Origin of the sequence: Thalassotalea mangrovi, assembly GCF_005116735.1 — a bacterium.
GTDB classification, from domain to species: domain Bacteria; phylum Pseudomonadota; class Gammaproteobacteria; order Enterobacterales; family Alteromonadaceae; genus Thalassotalea_A; species Thalassotalea_A mangrovi.
Genome location: NZ_SWDB01000035.1, coordinates 35,934 through 56,269, shown reverse-complemented (window position 1 = coordinate 56,269; position 20,336 = coordinate 35,934). Strand labels below are relative to the sequence as shown.

Genomic DNA, 20,336 nt, shown 5'->3' with positions numbered 1-20,336 from the left:
GCAATAAAAAAGCCAGGCAGCTTGTTACCACTACCCGGCTTTTCATTGGGAGAACTATTGCTTGTTGGTAAATGTCTCGCTGAATCGTGGCATGTCATGCTGTCGCCAAAGATCGCCCTCTTCATGGATATGGAACCAACGAGGTGGTACATTTGACCAGCTCCAATGGGCGATATCGCGGATCATGTCTTCTAGGATCCGGGGATGCTTGGCACTTAAATCATGCTTTTCAGACATGTCATTTTCGATATCAAACAACTGCCATTTGCCGGTTTTCTTAGTCCGTACCGCTTTCCATTGATCGCGGCGTACCGAAACATCATGGGCAGCGGTACGATGACGCATCATAAACAGGCTTTGCCCGGCACGGGCGCTGGTATTTGCCATTAGGTGTGGCCAGATATCCACGCCATCAAGGATCTTACCCGGATTCAGCTCAGCGCCAGCCAGGTTGGCGAACGTTGGATACAGATCCAGCGCAGACACCGGATATGCATAGTTGCCTGAACGAGCGAGGCCATCGGGCCAGTGCACCATCATAGGTACCCGGTGCCCACCTTCATGGGCGCTGCCTTTGCCTTCACGCAATGGCGTATTAACGCCACCTTTAGAAGTATTACCGCCATTGTCGCTAAGAAAGACAATTAGGGTGTTATCAAATTGGCCGCTATCTTTTAGCGCCTTGGTAATATTTTCGATACCCCGGTCTACGGCATATACCATGGCCGCATAGGTACGGCGCTTTTTATCTTTGATATGAGCAAACCTGGCCAGGTCTTCCTCTGTCGCTTCTAGCGGCACATGCGGTGCATTGTATGCAAGGTAGAGAAAGAATGGTTGTTGCTTATTATCGGCTGCGGTGTTGATAAACCGAATCGCTTCCCGGCTTAGGGCATCGGTGATGTATTCGCTTTCCCTTACTTCCTTGCCATTGTGTTGAAGAGGCGTAATGTAATCATACATCCGCGTGATGCCCTGCTTTTTCAGATGCTCATATTTAGGACGATATTGCGATGGAAAATAGTCGTGGCCGCCGCCCAGGAAACCGTAAAACTCATCAAAACCCCGATTGTTCGGATGGTAAGGCTCAAGTTCCCCCAGGTGCCACTTACCAATGGCACCAGTAAAGTAACCGGCCTGTTGCAACGTTTTGCTGATAAAGGTTTCATTGACATCAATACCCGTGCTGGAACCACCGACTGGCAGATTAAACTGCGAGCCGATTTTATGTGGGTAACGGCCAGTCATCAGTGCTGCCCGGCTGGGTCCGCAAAAAGGGTGTGCAACGTAGGCTGAATTGAACACCAGGCCATTGTTCGCCAACGCGTCCAGATTAGGAGTTACCACATCCGTTTGCTGATTGTTAAAGCCGACATCGGCATAGCCCTGATCGTCGGTTAAAATTAATAAAATATTGGGACGCGCGACATCCGATCCTGCAAAGGCGGCATTGGCCAGCAGAAACGTTGCGCTGAGTAAGGAAATTAGTGTTGTTTTCATAGTGTCCTCAAGGCAGGATTGATCCTGTCTACTTGTTATAAATAGGCCTTAGCATGATGGGTCAATTTTTCCAAAGATGGATCATCGACGCGTTTTAACTCAGTCATTAGCTGGCGCACCAGCATGGCGATTTGTTTTCGATACTTGTTATTTTTGATTTGATTGGTGATTTCACCCGGGTCCTTGCTAAGGTCATAAAATTCATCACGATTATCCCCTGGATTCCAGACAAATTTATACTCAGGCGTGCGTATCGCGCGAATTCCAAACCAACTGCCGTTGTACCATTCATAGGCGTAGAGGGCGATGTCCGGCTGCCCTTCCTCGGCTTTATCGCCCTGCTTCATTAACGGAATTAACGTGTGTCCATCTTCATCACCATCACTGGCAAGTTGCATCACATCAGCCAGGGTTGCGGTAACATCTACCACCGATACCTGACGGTTAACGATTCGTGGCTGTAATGATGGGTTCTTGATCAATAATGGCATGCGCATTAATTCATCATAAGCATAAGGACCTTTATCGTATAAGGTATGCTCACCTATCATGCTGCCCTGATCACCCCAGAGGACGATATGCAAATCTTCATAAACGCCTTCATCTTTGGCAGTTTGTAAAAGCTCACCGACGATACGGTCGACCATCGCAATAGCCCCGTAGTAGTAGGCCCGGGCTTTACGCCAATCCGTATCGCTCATATGCCCGACATCATGCCAGGGCCACCAGATGCCGTCCTGGGCCAACGGCTTATATACCCGCTTAGCCAGGTGGTTATCCGGTAATTCAATATCATTCGGGTCGAACATACTGGCATAGGGTTCAGGCACACGATACGCCGGGTGCGGTTGATTAAAACTAATCACCCCAAAAAACGGTCGCTCGTCGTCCGCCATCTGCTTCAGCATCTGTTTGCCTGCCAGCACTTTTTTATAGGCGGTAGTATCCTCATAAGTGCCATCCAGGGTCATGTAATACTCGTGTTTTTCACCGTTTTTATCGAGCTTACCTTCATAATACCCCTGAATTTGCGGCACTTTGCCATAAGGCGTGTAAACCCGGGAGAATCGTTCCCGCGGTTCATGGCCGTGGGCCAAATCAATTTCGGCACCACGCATTTCCGTGCCGCGGGCGCCCAGGTGCCATTTGCCGACATGGCCAACCAGATAACCAGCGTCTGACGCCCGGCGTAGCAAACCACCTTCACTCGGGTCTAATTCAGCCAGACGAGTTGAATACAATTCAACATTATCATCGAGGCCGGTTTTATGACCCCAGCGCCCCGTATAGAATGCGGCGCGCGAAGGTGAACAAAGTCCCGTGGTGGTCATCGCGTTATCAAAGCGCGTCGACTCATTGGCAAGTTGATCGATGTTCGGGGTATTTACCGGTCCATTGCGGTAAGAAAAGGTATCAAAACGCATATCATCAAACATTAAGATTAATACGTTCGGCTTTTTAGCCGGTTTTTGTTCCGACGATGTCGTCGCCCATGCACTGTTAGTCGCTAACGCGGTAGCGAGCACTAACAACGACAGGGTTTTAGTAACGTTTCTTTGCATATCCAAGGGCCTGAATAACTCTATCATTTGGTTTATTGTTATCGTTAACGCTGACAGGTGGACACGGCGTTGCCTGAACACATTGCCAACTTATAATATGATCTATTTAAACATAATATGTTTAAGAGTAAAACAGAAATCAACCCCCAGTAGCCCACCTCGAGATAAACATATGATGTTTGATAAAATAGCATGTTGATGTATGATTAGATGCAATTTATGACACAACAATATAATTACAAAGTGAGAGAATCATGAAACGCCATGCTATTGCGGCCTCGATCGCCGCTGCCTTATTGCTAAGTTCAGGATGTAGCCCACAACAAGAAGCATCACAGGCCAACAACATTAACCAGACCACGACGGAAAACCTAAGACAGATAAGCGAGCTGGAGCAAACCGCCAGGGCAAAAATGGACACCCTTGCCAGCATGATGGAAGAAGCAAAAAGCAAAGACATTGATGTGGCCCGTGAGGAAACCATTATCTGGTTTGCCGAGCAGTTCCTCAAATTTGCCAATTGGGATGAAGCGAATCCTGGAGCGATTGAAGCGGCCTTTGGTTATGAACGTTATTACGCCAAGGATAAGCAAAAGCTAGCAGCTGAGCTGCCGGATTTTGAACGCCAGAAAGTCATCGAAATACTCGACCGGGGTATTGATGTATTGGCTCAGGAGCTTCGCGGTGAAATCAAGCGCCGCCCGGTAAACAAAGTCGACTGGCAAGGCACCAAAGCAGCCGACAATATGTTTATCAGTAATGGTAAACCCATCTTCCCTTATGATTACTTCTCAAAAACTGTAGGACAACCACTGACCAATACCGATATCTACAACGACCATTTAGGTGCTTTGTATCATGGTGGTGAAAACCTATACCCGGTTGATCACGACCGTGCCATCAATTCGTTCTTAGTAAAAGAGGACGGTAGCTTTGATGAAGAGCTACTGAAAGAATTGACCAGTATTCCCGATACCAACATTGGCTTTCTGGTGTATTGGATTATGGGGATTCCAGAATGGGTAGAGGAGCGCGAACCAGAAGTACGAAAAGGCCGCTCCCTTTTTACCGGATTTGATATCGATAACCCACTGGTACGTGAAGTCTGGGGAAAAATCATTCGTAAAACCGGTGAGTTAACCAAAGGTAAAAAAGTTACCGAACTTGGTTTTGTGCTGGCCAATGAGCCACACTGGTACGCGGAAAAAGGTCACTGGACCCAGAACTTTAAAGAAATGAATTCCATTTCCTCTTATACCCTGAATAAATTCCGTAGCTGGCTTGAGCGCAAATATGATGGTGATATCGCGGGATTAAATGCCAACTGGCAAACCAGCTTCTCTGGTTTCGACAATGTCCAAATAGAGATCCCTATCGATCCGGCCCTGCAGGGTAAACCCATCTGGTATGACTGGAGCCGATACAATATGGACCGTGCGACCGACTGGTTTACCTTCGTGCAAAACGAATTGCATTCGGTAAATCCGGACGCCGATACCCATATTAAAATCATGCCACGGATGTTTATGGAAGATGCTCGCTCCGGTGGCATCGATACCGAAGCGTTATCCGAGTTAACCACTATGGTTGGCCACGATGCAAAGTCCTTTGGTAGCCGAAATATCCGCCCGGGCAAGTCGTCAGAATGGATCGAAAAGTATTCTTATCATTGGGGCATTGTCGCGATGTTCCATGACTTTATGGAATCGGTGGCGCCCGATAAGATTAATGTAAACTCAGAATCACACTTCTTATCATCCGGCCAATGGCGCGACCTAAACACCCGCACCAGTTATGTGCGCAGCGTTTACTGGTTAGCCACCCTGTTAGGCATGGATGCGAATATGGGCTGGTTCTGGGCCCGGGATCCCGATGGTTCTCCTGAAGACCGCCTCGAAGGGGAACTGGATTTCTTTGACCCAGGCCTGGGTGGTGCCTATGCCGGCTCTAACAATATGCAGCCGCATGTGACCAACGAAGTCACCCAGGTGATGTACGACCTCAACAGTTTCTCCGAAGAGATAGTCGCCCTGCGCGAACAACGTCGTCCAATCCGTTTGTTCTATACGGAAACAACAGCCATCAATATTGATGACTATATGACAGAAGGTTACAAACTTTACGAGTCGATTTTCTTTGAAGGTTTTCCTTTAGGTTTTGTCACCAAAAACATTATTGAAAAGCAGGACAATGACCTCTGGGACGTAGTTGTGGTTTATCGTAATCAGTATGTCACCGACGAAGAATTTGCAACCTTGCAAAATTACCTGAGTAATGGCGGTACGGTGATTCTCGATAGCAAAAACGCCCTGTCATTAAATGAGTATGGTCAGCCGCGCGCCGACAAGCTCAAGGCCGGTAAAGGCAAGCTACTGGTATTAGACAGCCAGGACATTAATACCATTAAGCAGGCAGCCCTGGCGGAAGTGAAAGCATCGAGCCAACCTGAAATTATCATTAGCGAAGATAATGGACTCGCTCATAAAACCACGATGTGGCGGGTGATGGCACAGCCAGATGGTAGTTACCTGGTAAATATTCTCAATGTCGGCCATAACAGTGCGAAACTTTCCCTAAGCGCAAAAAATGGCCAGGTTATCGAGATTACCGACCTGATGACCAATAATGCTATGGACAACACGTTTGAGTTGGCCTCTGAAGGCGTACTACTGCTTGAAGTTAAGGTTCAATAGTCGCCGCCGTAATCCTTTAGCAATCCCTAGTAACGCGAATCGTAACCCTGGAATCAGCCGATAAGGCTGGTTCTAAGGGTTGCTAACGCTCTTAGAACAGGAACTAACAACACATGTTAGCAAGAAATTTTCGTCTGTTTTCAGGCACATTAGGCATATTTACGGTCCTTACCGGCTGCAGCCAGACCATTGCCCCCAAACTGCTACCGGTATCCGATCCGAACAATAACGGTGGCTGGGTGTTGAACACTGAGGTGAGTGATGAATTCGATGCACCCACCATCGATGAAGAGCGCTGGTATATTGTCGGTAAATTCGAAGACGGTAAGCCCATCTACAAGCATCCTGACAAGCCCAATAAACGCGTCTGGAAAGGTCGTGCACCCTCACAATTTTCCGGACGTAACTATCGACTCGAGGACGGTAAACTGATCCTGGAAACTCGCTGGGAACCGGATTTTCCGTTCAGCCAGGAAATTCACAAACCGGTTTTTGGTGATGCCCTGCCCTATGAAAACATTACCACCGCCTGCTTCATTGGCCGTAAAGAATTCAAATATGGCTATATCGAAATAAAGAGCAAGGCGGCAGATGCAGAAATTACCAGTGCCTTCTGGTCAATGGGCAAGGAACTGGAAATTGACTTTTTTGAACAGTTTGGTGATCACCGTGATCCGAAAAAAGCCGATTTGGACCGGGAATTATGGTGGTCGATTCGAGACTGGAGTAAAAATACAGACAAACCTGGCAAGCCGATCTATACCGAACATAAAGATTTAGGCTTTCGAGTGGCCGATGATTTTCATGTTTATGGCTTCGAATGGGATGAAAACGGCATCAAGTATTATGTAGATGGCAAGCTCATATCCGATGTTAGCAGCGAACAAATTCAGCAATGGGCAGAAGAAAATCGTAATGTCAGCGACGATTATAACGCCTATGTTGCCGATAAGCCGATCACCCTGTGGCTAGATCAGGAAACCTTCCCCTGGCATGGTATTCCTGACAGTAAGGAGGATTTAGAAAAAAACAGTCCTGCGGGTGAAAAAGACGACGGTATCGTCGATTTCGAAATTGAATACGTTCGGGTGTGGCAGAAACACTAGCATATAATACTCACCAGCATCGATTATCGCAGCTGGTGAGATGATTGTGTTGCAGTCGGGCGGCAGCGATGCATCAACTGCTTTGCTATTTCACCTCAAGTTACTGCGGTTTCAGGCAAAGTCTGGCGAACTATCTGTGACCATAAAAAAAGGGCTAAATTAGCCCTTTTCTTTTAACCCATGGCAAATCATTTACTCGCGGAAGCTGTCGCCAAAGGCGTCTTTTAAGCGACGAATCGCATCTTTTAGTAACTTTTCGGTCAGTTGCTCAGCACCTGAACCATCACCCGCGGCGATCATTTCATAAACATCACGATGAAATTTGACCGAATCACTATTGTTACGCGGATCCTGGTTGGTAATACGCACACTGACCAGTAACGCCGAGTAAATCACCCCTTCCATTGCTGTCAGGAATTCATTGTGCGCTGCTCGTAATACCGCTTTGTGAAACAGTGCATCAGCGACGACGAATTTTTCCAGGGAACCCGACTCCTGTTCCATGCGAATAACCGCATCTTCAATGTCTTTTAACGCTTCTGCGTCGGCTCTTTCTGCCGCCCAGCGAGCCGCTTTCGGCTCAAATGCCAGGCGAACATCCATTAACTGGCTGATGAACTCCTGATTCGGCGGCGCGGTAATGTGCCAAGCCAGTACATCGTCATCGAGTAAAATCCATTCATTGCGAGGACGGACTTTGGTACCGATGCCACGACGGACATCCAGCAAGCCTTTGCCAACGAGAATTTTTACCGCATCGCGGATCACCACCCGGCTGACCTGATAGCGCTCAGCCAGGGCATTTTCGTCTTCAATCAATGAGCCTGGTTCAAACGAACCGGCAACGATACGTCGTCCTAACTCACGAGCAACCTGAACAGAAAGACTTGGAGTCATTTTGGTTGCGCGCTTTAAATCGTAATAAACTAATTCACTCATACCTATTAAGATTTCTTCCCTTTTACAGAATAATAAACATATTATGTTTAGATAGTCGAGATAATAACAGAACAAATGTAATTTTCTTACTTAAGCCCTGAGAAATTTTTATATTTCAATATTATGGTTAGTTAATCACCAGCACAGATGGGGTTAGTCGCTGTACCGGTGGGCTTACACTCACCAAAAACTGCTGCGCCTAATCGGTAATACTAGCGCGATAATGAGTGACAAACTGACGAGCATTTTCCCGGACCTGTTCAATACTCATGCCCGGTTTATACAAAGCCGATCCCAATCCAAATCCGGCCGCGCCCGCATCAAGATAGGGTTTCATACTTTCAACACTGGCACTGATACCACCCACCGGATAGACACCAGTTCCCTTAGGAAACACCGATAGCATAGCCTTCATCCCTTCGATACCGACCATAGATACGGGAAACAGTTTCAACCCGGTTGCGCCGGCATGCAAGGCATTAAATGCTTCGGTTGGGGTAACCACACCGGGAAATGTTGCACATCCTGATGCAACCGCTAAAGCAATCACTTGCGGATCGCAATTTGGAGTCACGATCAAATTAGCCCCGGTGGCAATCACCTGCCGGGCAAGCTCGGCATTGGTTACCGTACCAGCACCGATCAGGTACTTCGCAGTACCAAACTCTGCAACCAACTTTTTAATGCTGGTTAATGCATCCGGACTATTTAACGGTACTTCAATCATGGTAAAGCCTTCTTCAACCAAGGCTTGGCCGACGGCGATGACGTTATCGGGCGTAACCCCGCGAATAATGGAGATTAACGGTAAATGTTTAGTTAAATCAATAGTCATTTTTTTGTTCCAGAATGAGTTTGCGCATGCCCGCTAAAAAGCAGTCATTTCCTGAAAAGATCTCACAGGATTTGTGTAACTGTTGAGCGGCGATTTGATAGCGTTGACACAGGCCATGCCCCCCCACCAGATAAATCATTGGTGCCGATAGATTCCTTAATTCAAAACCAATCAATAATCCGGATAAATAATCGCTAATTTGCGCTTCGGTTAAGTTATTAAACAACCTGTGGGTCCAGGCTAAAAACATTTTGTTGGTGAGCTCGCCGGTCTGCGCTTCATCAACCCCTTTGCGAAAGGCAGCGTTATCGAATTCACTGGACTCAGGTAGTCCTTTGGCAATCAGCGTGTGTTGGGAAAAGACCGAGAAAACTTCCCCCGTCAGGTAACTGCTAAAGTGTGTAATCTTGCCACCGTTAACGACGGCATGCTTACTATGGGTGCCGGGCAATACCGCATGAAAATCCTCTAACCCCGTCAATTCTGCCAACCCCAGCAGTTGAACTTCTTCGCCGCGCATCACATCGTGCTGGTCGTAGAGATAGTTATGACAGACACCGGGAATGATGGTCGCCATGCCTCCCCACGGCAATGAAAACTGATGCGCTTTTTCCAGCAATTGGCTAGCGCTGGCCGGGGTCTGGGCATAGGGCACATTCACCCACCCCTTGGCAGAACCGACCATGCCCGCCATGTATACCGGCAACTGGCCCCCAGGGGTGATCCATGCCTGCAATTGTTGCTCTAATGCCTCAGCAAACCGGCCATTTTCTACCTGCAGTAACCCTAACGGTGCCTCTTGCGTAGCCAGTAACTTATGCTCAACATCCATCGCAAAGGCACGAAAATTGGTAGTTCCCCAGTCAACAATGAGATGATCAATCTTTGTCTTATCCATGATTACGCCCGGGCAAGTTCCATTTCAATTTGTTCGATAGATTTGCCTTTGGTTTCAGGAAGAATAAAATACATCAGGACCAGGCCAACACCACCGATAACGGCATATAACGCAAAGATACTGGCCGCACCAAGATTATCCAGTTGCCAAGGGAAAAACTGTTGAATCGACCAGGAAGAGATTGTTTGTACTAACGCCGCAAATGGTAATGCGACGGAGCGAACCGAATTAGGGAACACCTCCGAGAAAATTACCCACATAATCGGCCCGATTGACAGATTAAACGCCGCCAGGAAAGCGAAAATACCGAATAAAACCAAAGGTGCATTTACCCCCTGTATCGTCGCCTTGATAATGGCGCCGCTAACCAATGGCAATTCCTTTTTATTAAACACGGAAGCCAGCTCCTGCTTAAGGGCAACGTCATTATCGAAGCTTTTTCCGCCCAGTTCGGCGATCTTGTCTACGGCGATATTCTGCTCTGCCAGTTTACTTTCAACCGCTATCATCGCCTGTTGGTCAAACACATAACTGGCCTGGGAAAAACCAACGTAGGTTGAGCCATGCGCTACCACAACCAGCACCAGCCCTGCCAATGTTAGAATCCGACGGCCAAGCTTTTCTACAAAGGCGATCGCAATTAAAGTTGCCAGAAGGCCAACTACGCCAGTAACTATGGTTTGCATAAAGGTATCTTCAACACTCATACCAACCTGTTCAAAGACCATAGGCGCAAAGAACAGTACCGCATTCATACCCGTTGCTCCCTGAACGATGGCATAAATCACCGCCACCATTAACACCAGTCGCATACGTTTACTAAACAGTTCCGTTAATTGTTTTCTGGTAGTTAGTTTTGCTTCTTCACGCAGGCTTTGTTTAACCTGTAATACTAAATCATCAACTTGCTGTTGTGGCGCAATCTGGCTAAACACGGCCCGTGCTTCTGCTTCACGATTTTGCATGATCAACCAGCGTGGCGACTCCGGAATTTTTACCAGCAAGGCGACCCAAATGGCATTGGCGATTAATTCTGCGCCTAACATGACCCGCCAGACGTTATCGTTGTTCAGCCAGTCGATGGAGGCCATTGATTTGATTAAAAAGTAATTAATAACAAAGGCAAGTAGCAGGCCCAGGCCAATCATAAACTGATTCACCGAGACAAATTTGCCTCGCTTTTCGGCGGGGGCAATTTCTCCGATGTACATGGCCGAAACCGTTATCGAAGCAAACGCCACCCCGCCGATGAAGCGACCAACAACGAGCATTTCATAGTTAACCGCGGTTGCGGAGAGTAAAGAAGATAGTGAGTAAGTCAGGCCTATCGCCAGCAACACCTTGGCACGCCCAAACTTTTCCACTAAGTTACCGGTAAAAAACAAGGCAACAATAACACCCAGTAACGCGCACCCGACAACGGTACCCTGCTGAATGGCATCCAGTTCAAATAAAGAACTGACGAATCTGACGGCACCGGATATGTTTGCCGCATCCAATCCGAAAATAAAGCCGCCAAACGCAGCAATTAACGAAAAACGGGTAACATTGGCATTAGGATTTTTATTCATAGTTATTACAACCAATCTACATATTACTAATTAAAACATGATATGTTTAGGCTTAAACAAACACAACGGTTAATTTGCCCGGGTCATTATGCATTGTCGCCCCTGCTGGGCGTTAGCCGAATGATACGCTAGCAAACCGGTAACTTTTTGCTAAATTTAAAACCTCGCTATATACATAGTATCATTTTAAACATATTATGTTTAAAATTTTTATCACTAATTGGAAAAGAGTTAAATCGATGCGCTACCTGCTCAGGTTTGTAAGCTTGCTACTATTACTTTGCACTAAGGTGGCATGGGCACAACCGCAACCGGCAAAATTATTCGCCTCGTTACCAGATAATTGCCCGACACCGGACGCCTTTGCGATTGCGCCGGACGGCTCACTCACCCTATCCTGTCCAAATTTTGCGGATAAAACCTTACAGGGCGAGTTGTTCTCTATTTCCCAAACCGGTGACGTCACCCATTTGGCCACCGTTCCTTCCCTGCAGGCCGATAATAAAGCCAATCCGATGGGCATTGCCTATGACGAAGATGGCGCTTTGTACGTTGCCGATGCTCGCGGGATAAAACATGGCCGGGTGTTAAAGTTAACCTTTGTAAATCAGGCGCTGGTTAAGACTGAAGTGATTGCTTCGGGGTTCAACCCTAATGGCCTGCGCTATCACCAGGGTGCTATCTATGTTACCCAGCTAAAAATGCCCAGGGTAAAATCCAAAAACATGACCAGTGGCATTTATCGATTTCCCGCCACCGCCAGAAACTTAAAAATGACCAATACCTTGCAAGATAAGGAATTGATTTTTACCGTTGAAACGCAAAACCCAAAGATCCAGGTTGGCGTCGATGGCCTCGATTTTGATAGCCTTGGTCGTTTGTACACAACCAATATGGGCGATGGCGATATATACCAGCTGACTTTGTCCAACGACGGCAGGGTGACTGAACAGAAAGTCACCGCCACGGTTCCGCCTGCGGCACGGATTGATGGTATGGTGTTTGATCAATATGACAATTTATATCTGGCCGGCTTCGCTCAAAATCAGATTTTTAAGCTTGATAACAAGAGAAAGCTAACAAAAATTGCCGATTACCCGGACAATGACGGCAGCAATGGCCAGATCGATCAACCGGCCGATTTGATGGTCTATGATGACAAGCTGATCATTTCCAATTTTGACCTAATGAAAGGACCTGGCTTGCGCAACAGCAAACACAGCAAGCCTTATACCCTTTCATATATTCAGCTTTAAAACGGACACAAGCTGGAACCCTACAACGCAAAATAATTAAAAGTACAAGTCACCTTTGTCAGCGAAAGCATTCACGGACAAAGGGCAATAAATGAGGTAAACCATGACTAGCATTGCTACAGATGACAAAGGAATCATCGCCAATTCGAAAAGCCCGCACGTTAAGTTGCGCGCCACCAATTTTGGTGACTGCCGCTGGACAAATGGATTTTGGGCTGAAAAAACTCAAAAAGCCATCGACGTTATGATCCCCTACATGGGCGATGTACTATGCGGTGATATCGGCCATGCCTTAAATAATTTTAAAGTGGCTGCGGGTCTTAAGGAAGGCGAACATAAAGGTATGTTCTGGCACGACGGTGACTTCTACAAATTTATGGAAGCCAAAACCTACGCCTATGCATTGAGCAAGAATGATGCGCTGCTAACAGAGCTGGATGAATATATCGATATCATTGGCAAAGCCCAGGAGCCAGATGGCTACCTGCAAACACAAATTCAGTTGCGCGATGACGCGGATCGCTATGAAAATCGCAAATACCATGAAATGTACAACACCGGTCACTTATTTATTAGTGCCTGCGCCCATTTCCGCTTAACCGGTCAACGCAATTTTCTCGATATCGCCATAAAACACGCGGATTTGCTGCACACCATTTTCTTCCCCGACACTAAGCATTTCCAGCGTTTTGGTTTTAACCAGACGCAAATCATGGGATTGGTGGAATTATATCGTACCGTGGGCGATAACAAGTACCTGGCGCTTGCACAAAAGTTTATCGACCGTCGTGGTACCTATGAGATCAAACATGACTCGACCACGGTCGGATACCCGATTGGTGATATGGTGCAGGAACGCACGCCACTTCGTGAAGAAACCGAGCCAGTTGGTCACGCGGTACTGGCTTTATATTATTACGCCGGCGCTGCCGATGTTTACGCCGAAACCGGTGAGAGGGCATTGATCACGGCACTGGATCGACTGTGGGAAAGTGTGACCGAGAAAAAAATGTATGCCACCGGTGCCGTTGGCCAGACTCACTATGGCGCCTCGGTAAATCGCGATATGATCGAAGAAGGTTTTATTGACGATTACATGATGCCAAACCTCACCGCGTATAACGAGACTTGTGCCAATTTATGTAATGCCATGTTCAGCTTTCGTATGTTAAACATTCATGGCGATGCCAAATATGCCGACATCATCGAACTGGTAATGCATAACAGTGGCCTTTCCGGCATTAGTGTTGAAGGTAAGGATTACTTCTACGCCAACCCACTGAGAATGATCCACAACACCAGGGATTACGATGCTCATGCAGACGTTACTGAAACACCAAATCGCGAAGGCTATTTATCCTGTTTCTGTTGTCCGCCAAACCTGGTTCGTACCATCTCGAACCTATCCGGTTGGGCCTACAGCCTGGCGGACAATGGTGTCTTTGTAAACCTATATGGTGCCAACCAGTTGCATACCCAGTTAACGGATGGGTCTGCAATTAAATTAACCCAAGATACCGAATATCCGTGGAAAGGCCTGGTAAAACTGACCGTTGATGAGTGTAAATCTGATGCTTTTGATATCGCTCTGAGAATTCCAGGCTGGGCGAGTGGTGCAGAAATTATCATCAATGGTGAAGCAGTAGATATTGAAACTGTCCCGGGTACCTTTGCCGTTATCAATCGTCAGTGGCAACCTGGTGATGTCATCGTTATCGACATCCCTATGGAGGCGACCTTTATCGAGGGTCACCCGCGCATTGAAGAAGTGCGTAATCAGGTAGCGGTAAAACGTGGTCCGGTGGTTTACTGTATTGAGTCGCCAGATTTGCCTGAAGGTACGGAAATCCTTGATGTCTATGTGGAAGGCGACGTTGAACTCAATACCGTTCATAAGCCGGAGTTCCTGGGTGGTATCAGCACCATCGAAGCCGAAGTTCAGTTACGACCTGTGCCGCAAAATGGTATGTATCGAGCCCTGGAAAAGCCACAATGGCAGAGCCACAAAACCCAGTTTGTCCCGTACTTTGCCTGGAGCAACCGCGGCACGGCAGAAATGTCAGTGTTCTTGCCGGTAATTTGGAAATAACTCCAATATATGGATATTGGGGACAGCTATATATCCGCTTTCCCAAAATACTGCAGACTATCGCGCAACACGATAGTCTGGGTAAAAAAAGCTCAAGACTTAAATCTTGAGCTTTTTTGCCTAAATTTGGAATCTCAATCAATTAACACGATTGGGTCATTATTTTTTAAATTTCACCCTATGAAAGAGATTCTCTTCACGAAAGGAAATTCCCACAAGCATCAACAACAAGCCGATATCTGTCCGCCATGTAAGACATGTCTCACATAAAGGTGCGAAAAAAACCTTATTTTTCCTCAATAAAACGCAGTAAAAATCGAAAACACCAATAAAATCAGGGCTTGTGTGATCACTCGTGAAAATTGAAAAATTTATGACCGTTTTTTTGTTGATCTCATTCACTGTTTTTTGATTGGAGCTAAGTCAATAATTAAAGCGTCAGGAAGACATAAGGTTCAGGAAGAGCCGGCAGGGAAGCAAACATTCTTTTTAGCGAAATCTAAAAAATTGCTCGCAGTAAGTTGAGGTCTCATAGAATATATGATTTCTCTTAATAAAAACAAACTAATAGCGAGTTTAAACCAAAAATAACAGTAGTAATGGATGAAGGGATACTTGTTTCATCGGGTCGTCATTAATGGCTTAAACGGAACTCACCTAGTGCAGGATGCTAAAGTTTGAAAACATGGGGCAGTTATGCCCCATTTTTTTATTCAGATTTTGTCTAAAATATAGATTAACCGGTTCATCTGAAAGACAAATTCTACATAAGAATAATTCCGAGCTTGTAGCATGAAGCCTATAGCCATCATGAAACGACATTTTTGCATCAGTGACAATTTATCCAATCTTCACTTGTTCTCGTTAGAATTGGAACAGAAGGGATTTTTGCCGCCGCAATTCAGAATTTTGAGCGACCAGCCGGGTATTAATCAACTAAATCAGTACTTTCCGAAGGGTATCTATTGGTTTATTAACTTATACCGCTCAGAAATCCATACTATCTTTTGGTACAGCATTGCAGGCCTGTTGCTGTATTTTGGTTATGTTCTTGGCTTAACTCAAACCGATGCTGGCTGGATCCCCCTTATCGCAATTATTATTGTCTTTGTTGCCTTAACCACGGTGCTAAGTGTTCCGGATAGCAAAGACTCCATGCTACTCGACAGAAAGCGATTAATGCACGAGCTGGAGTCTGGTAAACATGTGTTGGTTCTGGATGTAGAAGATGAGCAGGAGGTCACCCTGTTTCAAACCATCATGTTACATCCGGAACTTGAATTCGGAGAATTTAAACAGTAGCACTGCTGCAGATGCCAGAGTTTCAATCCAATGGGTAATAGCCCGGATAACAACGTTTTCCTGCCACTTTCCGCTTGAAGCCTGCCGCTAATTCGCCTTATCAATATAGTTTTTACGGTATCGTTTATTCAGGCGCGCCAGCTTCATTTGATCAAGCACCAGACTTACCACCGGATGGATGGGCCGGGAAAACTTACCATGACCGTGACGACTTAAATGACGACGGATGGTTGCCATGGTCGCCAGGGCGGTCATGGTTTTATCTTTCAGCTTAACCTTAGGAAGCTTAGGTTTGAATTCAGTTCTCGATTGCCACCATAACGGTAAGTCGGGTTGAATTGCCAGTGCACTTGCCATACCCACCAAATCGACTTTACTGGCCAGCACTTTCGATGCTGTGCTGTAATTGCTAATACCACCGGTAACCATCAGGGGCATTTGTGCGACTTTTTGTAATTGTTGGGCAAAGGTTAAGAAGTATGCTTCTCTGGCTAAGGTATGCTCATCAGCTCCCCTGCCCTGCATCGCCGGCGCTTCATAATTACCACCAGAGATTTCGACAAAATCAACCTGCTCTTGATTAAGCATGTTAATCACCTCAGCGGCGTCATCGCAAGAAAAACCACCGCGCTGAAAATCAGCGGAATTCAGCTTGACCGCAACAATAAAGTCCGCCCCGACAGCCTGTCGGATTTGCTTAATGATTGTCAGTAATAATCGCGCCCGGTTTTCGATACCTCCACCCCAGTTATCCTGACGCTGATTTGTCTTCGGCGATAAGAACTGGTTAAGTAAGTATCCGTGAGCGGCATGCACCTGAACACCATTGAAGCCGGCTTTTTGTGCCTGCTTACTGGTCTGTACAAAGCGTTTAATAATGTCTTCGATATCTGCTTCAGTCATCGCCACTGGTTCGGCAAATAAATTGGAATGTTTACCCATGTCCAATGGAATCGCTGAAGGCGCCAACGCTTTTCCACCCTGGCGCTTATAGACCTGGCGCCCCGGATGATTGATTTGCATTATGATCTTGCACTCACCCTTGTCGACGACAGAGCTCCATTCCCGAAACATTTCCAGCTCGCTGTCTGCTTCAAGGGCGATTCCGCCAGGCCCGGTCATTGCCAGATGATCCACCATTACATTGCCAGTGATCATCGCGCCGACGCCCCCTCGCATCCACTGTCGGTACAGATGCACCAATTCACTGGATGGTTTAAGTTCTGCGTCACCTAAATTTTCCTCCATGGCGGCTTTCACCAGGCGGTTTTTGATTACCTGTCCGTTTGGTAACTTCAGGGGAGTAAAGGGGCTAAGTAACATAAGGCGTCACATAATTATTATCGAATTACACAATGGCAGTTTTGTACCCGATCAGGGCCGTAAAGACAATCGCCAGTTACAAATTAATGCACTTTTTGTAAAGATCTGGCCAACGATAAAAACTTTATTTAATTCAGTTAGTTGATATATACCGTGGCGACCCCATATCGGTAATAGGTACAACAATTTTAAGAAATACAAACGCTTAAAAAAGAATATCGAAAAGGAAGCGATAACATATGGACTGGCAGTCGTTAACAAAAGCTCAAAAATTTCTGGTGATTATTGCGTTGCTGGCAGTTCTGCCGTTCGCACCGGAGCTTATGTTGATAGCCGATATTGCCGGCATCGAAGTACTGCTTTCCTGCCTGCTAATTTACTATCGCCCACTGCTGTTCAAACTGCGTGGCCTGATTGACCAAAGCAAGCAAACACTAGATGTTATCCTGCATTGTTTTCGTCAATCCGCGGTCATTCACCCGGGAATTTATGTCACCCAGGCCACGTTTTACACGCTGGCAGTCGTTCTGTTTGGAACAGGCACATTTGCGTTACTGTTCCTGATACCAGGTTTCCTGCTTCCCGGGTAATTTTTCACACCCGTGCCGAACGACGAGTTTAGCTACCTTTTAATTCAGTTTCTGCCTGTTCAACGAGCTGTTCATAACGTGCCTGATCAATCTCACCTTTGCGTTTCAACGCTTTCGCCTGTTCGATCTCATCATAGTAAGTAACTTCGAGGGCACCGAGAATATTGCCATACTCTCGCTCGGTCAATTGACCTTGCTCAAAAAGCTGCGCCGCCAGCGCCTGATCCCACTCTTTTCCTTGTGGTGGCTCAGGTACGGTAAAATCCACAGACTGCAACTGAGCATCCTCAAGCTGATAACCTTTTTTGATCAGGGCCTTAGCACAATGCATATTGATGTAATCGACGGTTTGATCCGACACATGCCAGTCCACGTAAAAACCAACACAGCTTATCTGGCGTTGTGTTTGTTGGTGCGACAGGGTGACTTCTTTGTAGGCACAACCGCTTAAACTAATAAATGTTAAGAACAGCCATAGTGGGGGTATTTGCTTGTTCCGTTTGAGATAGAGATTTACTTCCATATCGCTATTCCTCACCGGTTAAATTCCTGAGAGCATGCCCTCATTCCGTGAATTTAGGTTTTCGCAAACCGGCTCATTAAAACCCGGCTTAAATTTCATACTGCCTTGGTTTATAACGATTTTCAACTCAGTTTAACGGTGGTGGGATTGTATGTTTTGTTGGGATCTCATATGCTTAGCAGAGAACATAAGGACTGGCGACGATCTGCAGCGGCCTTAAAATTTTTTTATAAAGACTATTCTATGCAATTAACGGATTTAGACGTCCTCAGACAGGCCAATGTCTGGTTTGAACAACATAAATCTTTCTGGATGTGTACGATAATCGGCACCTACGGCAGTGCACCACGGCCGATTGGCTCGATATTCATTACCGATGGTAACCAGCGGGTTGGCTCTATCTCAGGTGGCTGCCTGGAAGACGCTTTCGTCGAGATGCTGGAACGGGGTGAATTTGAACCTCACGATCAGATTTTTGTGTATGGTAAACACTTGGATGATACCAACGTGGTGAAAGAGTTACCATGTGGCGGTACCATTCGTTTGTTGGTAGAACCCATTTTGCAAAATACCGACAACCGCCAGCATTTACAGCAATGGCTGGCCAAAGCGGAAGCTAAAAAACCCTGCCAGCGAATCATCGATTTGTCCTCAAAAACCAGTCACAAACAGTTAATTGAGTTAGCTAATGAAACGGCCCAGGTTATCAGTGAAACCGAGACAACCATCTCTCTCACCTACGGACAGGTGTGGTCGTTGTTATTGCTGGGAGTTGGTCAGGTGACTCAACACGTCGCCGAACTCGGCATTATGGCCGGTTATGATGTAAGGCTTTGCGACATGCGCAAGGAACTTGCCGATAGCTGGACTTTTACCAAAGATAAAGGCGGTGTCGATATTGAGTGGCGCTCACCGGATGAATTTATCGAACAATATGCCAACGAGCGCAGCGCTGTGCTGGCCCTGGCTCACGATCCAAGAATCGATGACGTTGGGTTAATGACCGTTTTTGAGACTAAGGCGTTTTACATCGGTGCCATGGGCTCGTCGAGAACCAGCGATAAACGACAGGAACGGTTGCAGCGAATTTGCGGCTTTTCAGATAAAGAGTTCGAACGCCTGCATGCGCCAATCGGTCTACCTATTGGCAGTAAAACACCGGTTGAAATTGCTATTGCCATCATGGCAGATATCATTCGAGTCAGAAATGGCAAACCCAGATAACCGTGATACATATCTAAAACCGGCAGAATACGACACCGTAGCCGTGGTGCTTGCCGCTGGATTTTCTAAACGTTTCGGTAGCGATAAACGTCTGCACCCTATCAGCACTCAAGTCAACAATGATGCGACCAGGATGCCTATGCTTCAGGTCACCCTTGAGCGCCTTTTGCCGTTGTTCAGGCAGGTACTGGTGGTACATCGCTTCAAGGATGAGGATATCTTAGCACTCCTGGAACATTATCCATTACATAAAGTCGCCGCTCCAGAAACCCCTGTAGGGCTTGGTGTGAGTTTAGCCACTGCGGCAAAATATCTTATTGGTGCTGAGAATAAAATTAGGCAACTAATGGTGTTTTTAGGGGACATGCCGTCTATTCGGGCTCATACCATCAGGCAAATCATCGTCGAAGCTGACGCACACCCAATGGCTATTATTCGTCCGCGTTTTGACGGTAAAAGCGGTCATCCGGTTTGCTTTCCTGCAAACTTTTTAGAACCGCTAAGCCAACTGAATCAGGATCAGGGCGCCGCCCAGTTGATAAAAACCTCCGGCAACCGGGTACATTTTGTCGACGTTGAGGACCCCGGTGTCCTGTTCGATATTGATCATCTTGAACAGATAGCCCCCCCAGGAGACGATGGGCAATAGTCGCCTCAAGTCCGATAATATTTTCAGAATCGTAAGCTGTTATTCCGTTTTGGTATAAGATTATTCACAAAAAGTTAACCTTCGATGCTTGACGAACCTTAGCAATAGGCATTATGGTTATAAAAACATCAAGTAATCACTCTAATTCTATAATTCAATTGGATAAAGTGATGAACCATTAAACGATACATATACGTTAACACGAGATTAGAAAAGACATGTTAAATAACCTGAGCTTACATCATCACCACCATTTCAACGGTTAGCCCTCAGGTT

General features: G+C 46.5%; 16 protein-coding genes. 8 read left to right on the top strand and 8 right to left on the bottom strand.

What is annotated here, in order from left to right; genetic code table 11:
- Positions 1-54: 54 nt before the first annotated feature.
- Together E8M12_RS14475 and E8M12_RS14470 are read right to left on the bottom strand one after the other, a co-directional pair.
- Positions 55-1,500, bottom strand: coding sequence for a sulfatase-like hydrolase/transferase (locus E8M12_RS14475; protein WP_136736985.1), 1,446 nt, complete (start codon positions 1,498-1,500; stop codon positions 55-57).
- A 35-nt stretch (positions 1,501-1,535) separates the two neighbouring features.
- On the bottom strand, positions 1,536-3,062 hold the full coding sequence (locus tag E8M12_RS14470) for a sulfatase family protein (RefSeq protein WP_136736984.1): 1,527 nt from the start codon (positions 3,060-3,062) through the stop codon (positions 1,536-1,538).
- A gap of 254 nt (positions 3,063-3,316) precedes the next feature.
- Here E8M12_RS14470 and E8M12_RS14465 point away from each other — a divergent pair, with 254 nt between their 5' ends.
- Complete coding sequence (locus tag E8M12_RS14465; protein ID WP_136736983.1) at positions 3,317-5,755, top strand: alpha-amylase family protein; 2,439 nt, start codon at positions 3,317-3,319, stop codon at positions 5,753-5,755.
- Positions 5,756-5,868: 113 nt separating this feature from the next.
- On the top strand, positions 5,869-6,861 hold the full coding sequence (locus E8M12_RS14460) for a family 16 glycosylhydrolase (protein WP_136736982.1): 993 nt from the start codon (positions 5,869-5,871) through the stop codon (positions 6,859-6,861).
- A 192-nt stretch (positions 6,862-7,053) separates the two neighbouring features.
- Here the strand turns inward: E8M12_RS14460 and E8M12_RS14455 are convergent, their stop codons facing one another.
- The 4 genes from E8M12_RS14455 to E8M12_RS14440 all read right to left on the bottom strand — a co-directional run bounded on the left by E8M12_RS14455 (position 7,054) and on the right by E8M12_RS14440 (position 11,104).
- Positions 7,054-7,800: a FadR/GntR family transcriptional regulator gene (locus E8M12_RS14455; protein ID WP_136736981.1), complete on the bottom strand. Its 747-nt coding sequence runs from the start codon at positions 7,798-7,800 to the stop codon at positions 7,054-7,056.
- A gap of 199 nt (positions 7,801-7,999) precedes the next feature.
- Positions 8,000-8,635 carry a 2-dehydro-3-deoxy-6-phosphogalactonate aldolase gene (locus E8M12_RS14450; RefSeq protein ID WP_136736980.1) on the bottom strand — a complete coding sequence of 212 codons (636 nt, stop codon included), beginning with the start codon at positions 8,633-8,635 and terminating at the stop codon, positions 8,000-8,002.
- Positions 8,625-9,533, bottom strand: coding sequence for a 2-dehydro-3-deoxygalactonokinase (locus tag E8M12_RS14445; RefSeq protein ID WP_211245052.1), 909 nt, complete (start codon positions 9,531-9,533; stop codon positions 8,625-8,627). The genes E8M12_RS14450 and E8M12_RS14445 overlap by 11 nt, the downstream gene beginning before the upstream one ends.
- 2 nt (positions 9,534-9,535) lie before the next feature.
- A complete protein-coding gene (locus tag E8M12_RS14440; RefSeq protein ID WP_136736978.1) occupies positions 9,536-11,104 on the bottom strand; it encodes an MFS transporter in 1,569 nt (522 codons plus the stop codon).
- Positions 11,105-11,343: 239 nt separating this feature from the next.
- On the opposite strand from E8M12_RS14440, the gene E8M12_RS14435 reads away from it, so the two are divergent.
- The 3 genes from E8M12_RS14435 to E8M12_RS14425 all read left to right on the top strand — a co-directional run bounded on the left by E8M12_RS14435 (position 11,344) and on the right by E8M12_RS14425 (position 15,751).
- Positions 11,344-12,360 (top strand): SMP-30/gluconolactonase/LRE family protein, encoded by a 1,017-nt coding sequence (locus tag E8M12_RS14435; RefSeq protein WP_136736977.1) that lies wholly within the window; start codon positions 11,344-11,346, stop codon positions 12,358-12,360.
- 103 nt (positions 12,361-12,463) lie between these two features.
- A complete protein-coding gene (locus E8M12_RS14430; protein WP_136736976.1) occupies positions 12,464-14,449 on the top strand; it encodes a glycoside hydrolase family 127 protein in 1,986 nt (661 codons plus the stop codon).
- An 810-nt stretch (positions 14,450-15,259) separates the two neighbouring features.
- Complete coding sequence (locus tag E8M12_RS14425) at positions 15,260-15,751, top strand: hypothetical protein (protein ID WP_136736975.1); 492 nt, start codon at positions 15,260-15,262, stop codon at positions 15,749-15,751.
- Between the two features lie 87 nt (positions 15,752-15,838).
- On the opposite strand, the gene E8M12_RS14420 is transcribed toward E8M12_RS14425, so the two are convergent.
- A complete protein-coding gene (locus E8M12_RS14420) occupies positions 15,839-17,074 on the bottom strand; it encodes an NADH:flavin oxidoreductase/NADH oxidase family protein (RefSeq protein WP_136736974.1) in 1,236 nt (411 codons plus the stop codon).
- 239 nt (positions 17,075-17,313) lie between these two features.
- On the opposite strand from E8M12_RS14420, the gene E8M12_RS14415 reads away from it, so the two are divergent.
- Positions 17,314-17,664 (top strand): hypothetical protein, encoded by a 351-nt coding sequence (locus tag E8M12_RS14415; protein ID WP_136736973.1) that lies wholly within the window; start codon positions 17,314-17,316, stop codon positions 17,662-17,664.
- A gap of 28 nt (positions 17,665-17,692) precedes the next feature.
- Here E8M12_RS14415 and E8M12_RS14410 read toward each other — a convergent pair whose 3' ends face one another.
- A complete protein-coding gene (locus tag E8M12_RS14410; RefSeq protein WP_136736972.1) occupies positions 17,693-18,187 on the bottom strand; it encodes a hypothetical protein in 495 nt (164 codons plus the stop codon).
- A 243-nt stretch (positions 18,188-18,430) separates the two neighbouring features.
- Between E8M12_RS14410 and E8M12_RS14405 the strand changes: the two genes are divergently transcribed.
- Both E8M12_RS14405 and E8M12_RS14400 read left to right on the top strand, forming a co-directional pair.
- Complete coding sequence (locus tag E8M12_RS14405) at positions 18,431-19,411, top strand: XdhC family protein (protein ID WP_136736971.1); 981 nt, start codon at positions 18,431-18,433, stop codon at positions 19,409-19,411.
- Entirely contained in the window at positions 19,395-20,060 is a 666-nt protein-coding gene (locus E8M12_RS14400; RefSeq protein ID WP_169303151.1) for a nucleotidyltransferase family protein, read from the top strand. Before E8M12_RS14405 ends, E8M12_RS14400 begins: the two co-directional genes overlap by 17 nt.
- Positions 20,061-20,336: the final 276 nt, after the last annotated feature.

Coding starts and splice junctions, on each gene's coding strand:
- E8M12_RS14415 (WP_136736973.1), top strand. CDS start 17,314: ATGGACTGGCAGTCGTTAACAAAAGCTCAAAAATTTCTGGTGATTATT.
- E8M12_RS14460 (WP_136736982.1), top strand. CDS start 5,869: ATGTTAGCAAGAAATTTTCGTCTGTTTTCAGGCACATTAGGCATATTT.
- E8M12_RS14475 (WP_136736985.1), bottom strand. CDS start 1,500: ATGAAAACAACACTAATTTCCTTACTCAGCGCAACGTTTCTGCTGGCC.
- E8M12_RS14470 (WP_136736984.1), bottom strand. CDS start 3,062: ATGCAAAGAAACGTTACTAAAACCCTGTCGTTGTTAGTGCTCGCTACC.
- E8M12_RS14445 (WP_211245052.1), bottom strand. CDS start 9,533: ATGGATAAGACAAAGATTGATCATCTCATTGTTGACTGGGGAACTACC.
- E8M12_RS14405 (WP_136736971.1), top strand. CDS start 18,431: ATGCAATTAACGGATTTAGACGTCCTCAGACAGGCCAATGTCTGGTTT.
- E8M12_RS14425 (WP_136736975.1), top strand. CDS start 15,260: ATGAAACGACATTTTTGCATCAGTGACAATTTATCCAATCTTCACTTG.
- E8M12_RS14450 (WP_136736980.1), bottom strand. CDS start 8,635: ATGACTATTGATTTAACTAAACATTTACCGTTAATCTCCATTATTCGC.
- E8M12_RS14410 (WP_136736972.1), bottom strand. CDS start 18,187: ATGGAAGTAAATCTCTATCTCAAACGGAACAAGCAAATACCCCCACTA.
- E8M12_RS14440 (WP_136736978.1), bottom strand. CDS start 11,104: ATGAATAAAAATCCTAATGCCAATGTTACCCGTTTTTCGTTAATTGCT.
- E8M12_RS14435 (WP_136736977.1), top strand. CDS start 11,344: ATGCGCTACCTGCTCAGGTTTGTAAGCTTGCTACTATTACTTTGCACT.
- E8M12_RS14400 (WP_169303151.1), top strand. CDS start 19,395: ATGGCAAACCCAGATAACCGTGATACATATCTAAAACCGGCAGAATAC.
- E8M12_RS14420 (WP_136736974.1), bottom strand. CDS start 17,074: ATGTTACTTAGCCCCTTTACTCCCCTGAAGTTACCAAACGGACAGGTA.
- E8M12_RS14465 (WP_136736983.1), top strand. CDS start 3,317: ATGAAACGCCATGCTATTGCGGCCTCGATCGCCGCTGCCTTATTGCTA.
- E8M12_RS14455 (WP_136736981.1), bottom strand. CDS start 7,800: ATGAGTGAATTAGTTTATTACGATTTAAAGCGCGCAACCAAAATGACT.
- E8M12_RS14430 (WP_136736976.1), top strand. CDS start 12,464: ATGACTAGCATTGCTACAGATGACAAAGGAATCATCGCCAATTCGAAA.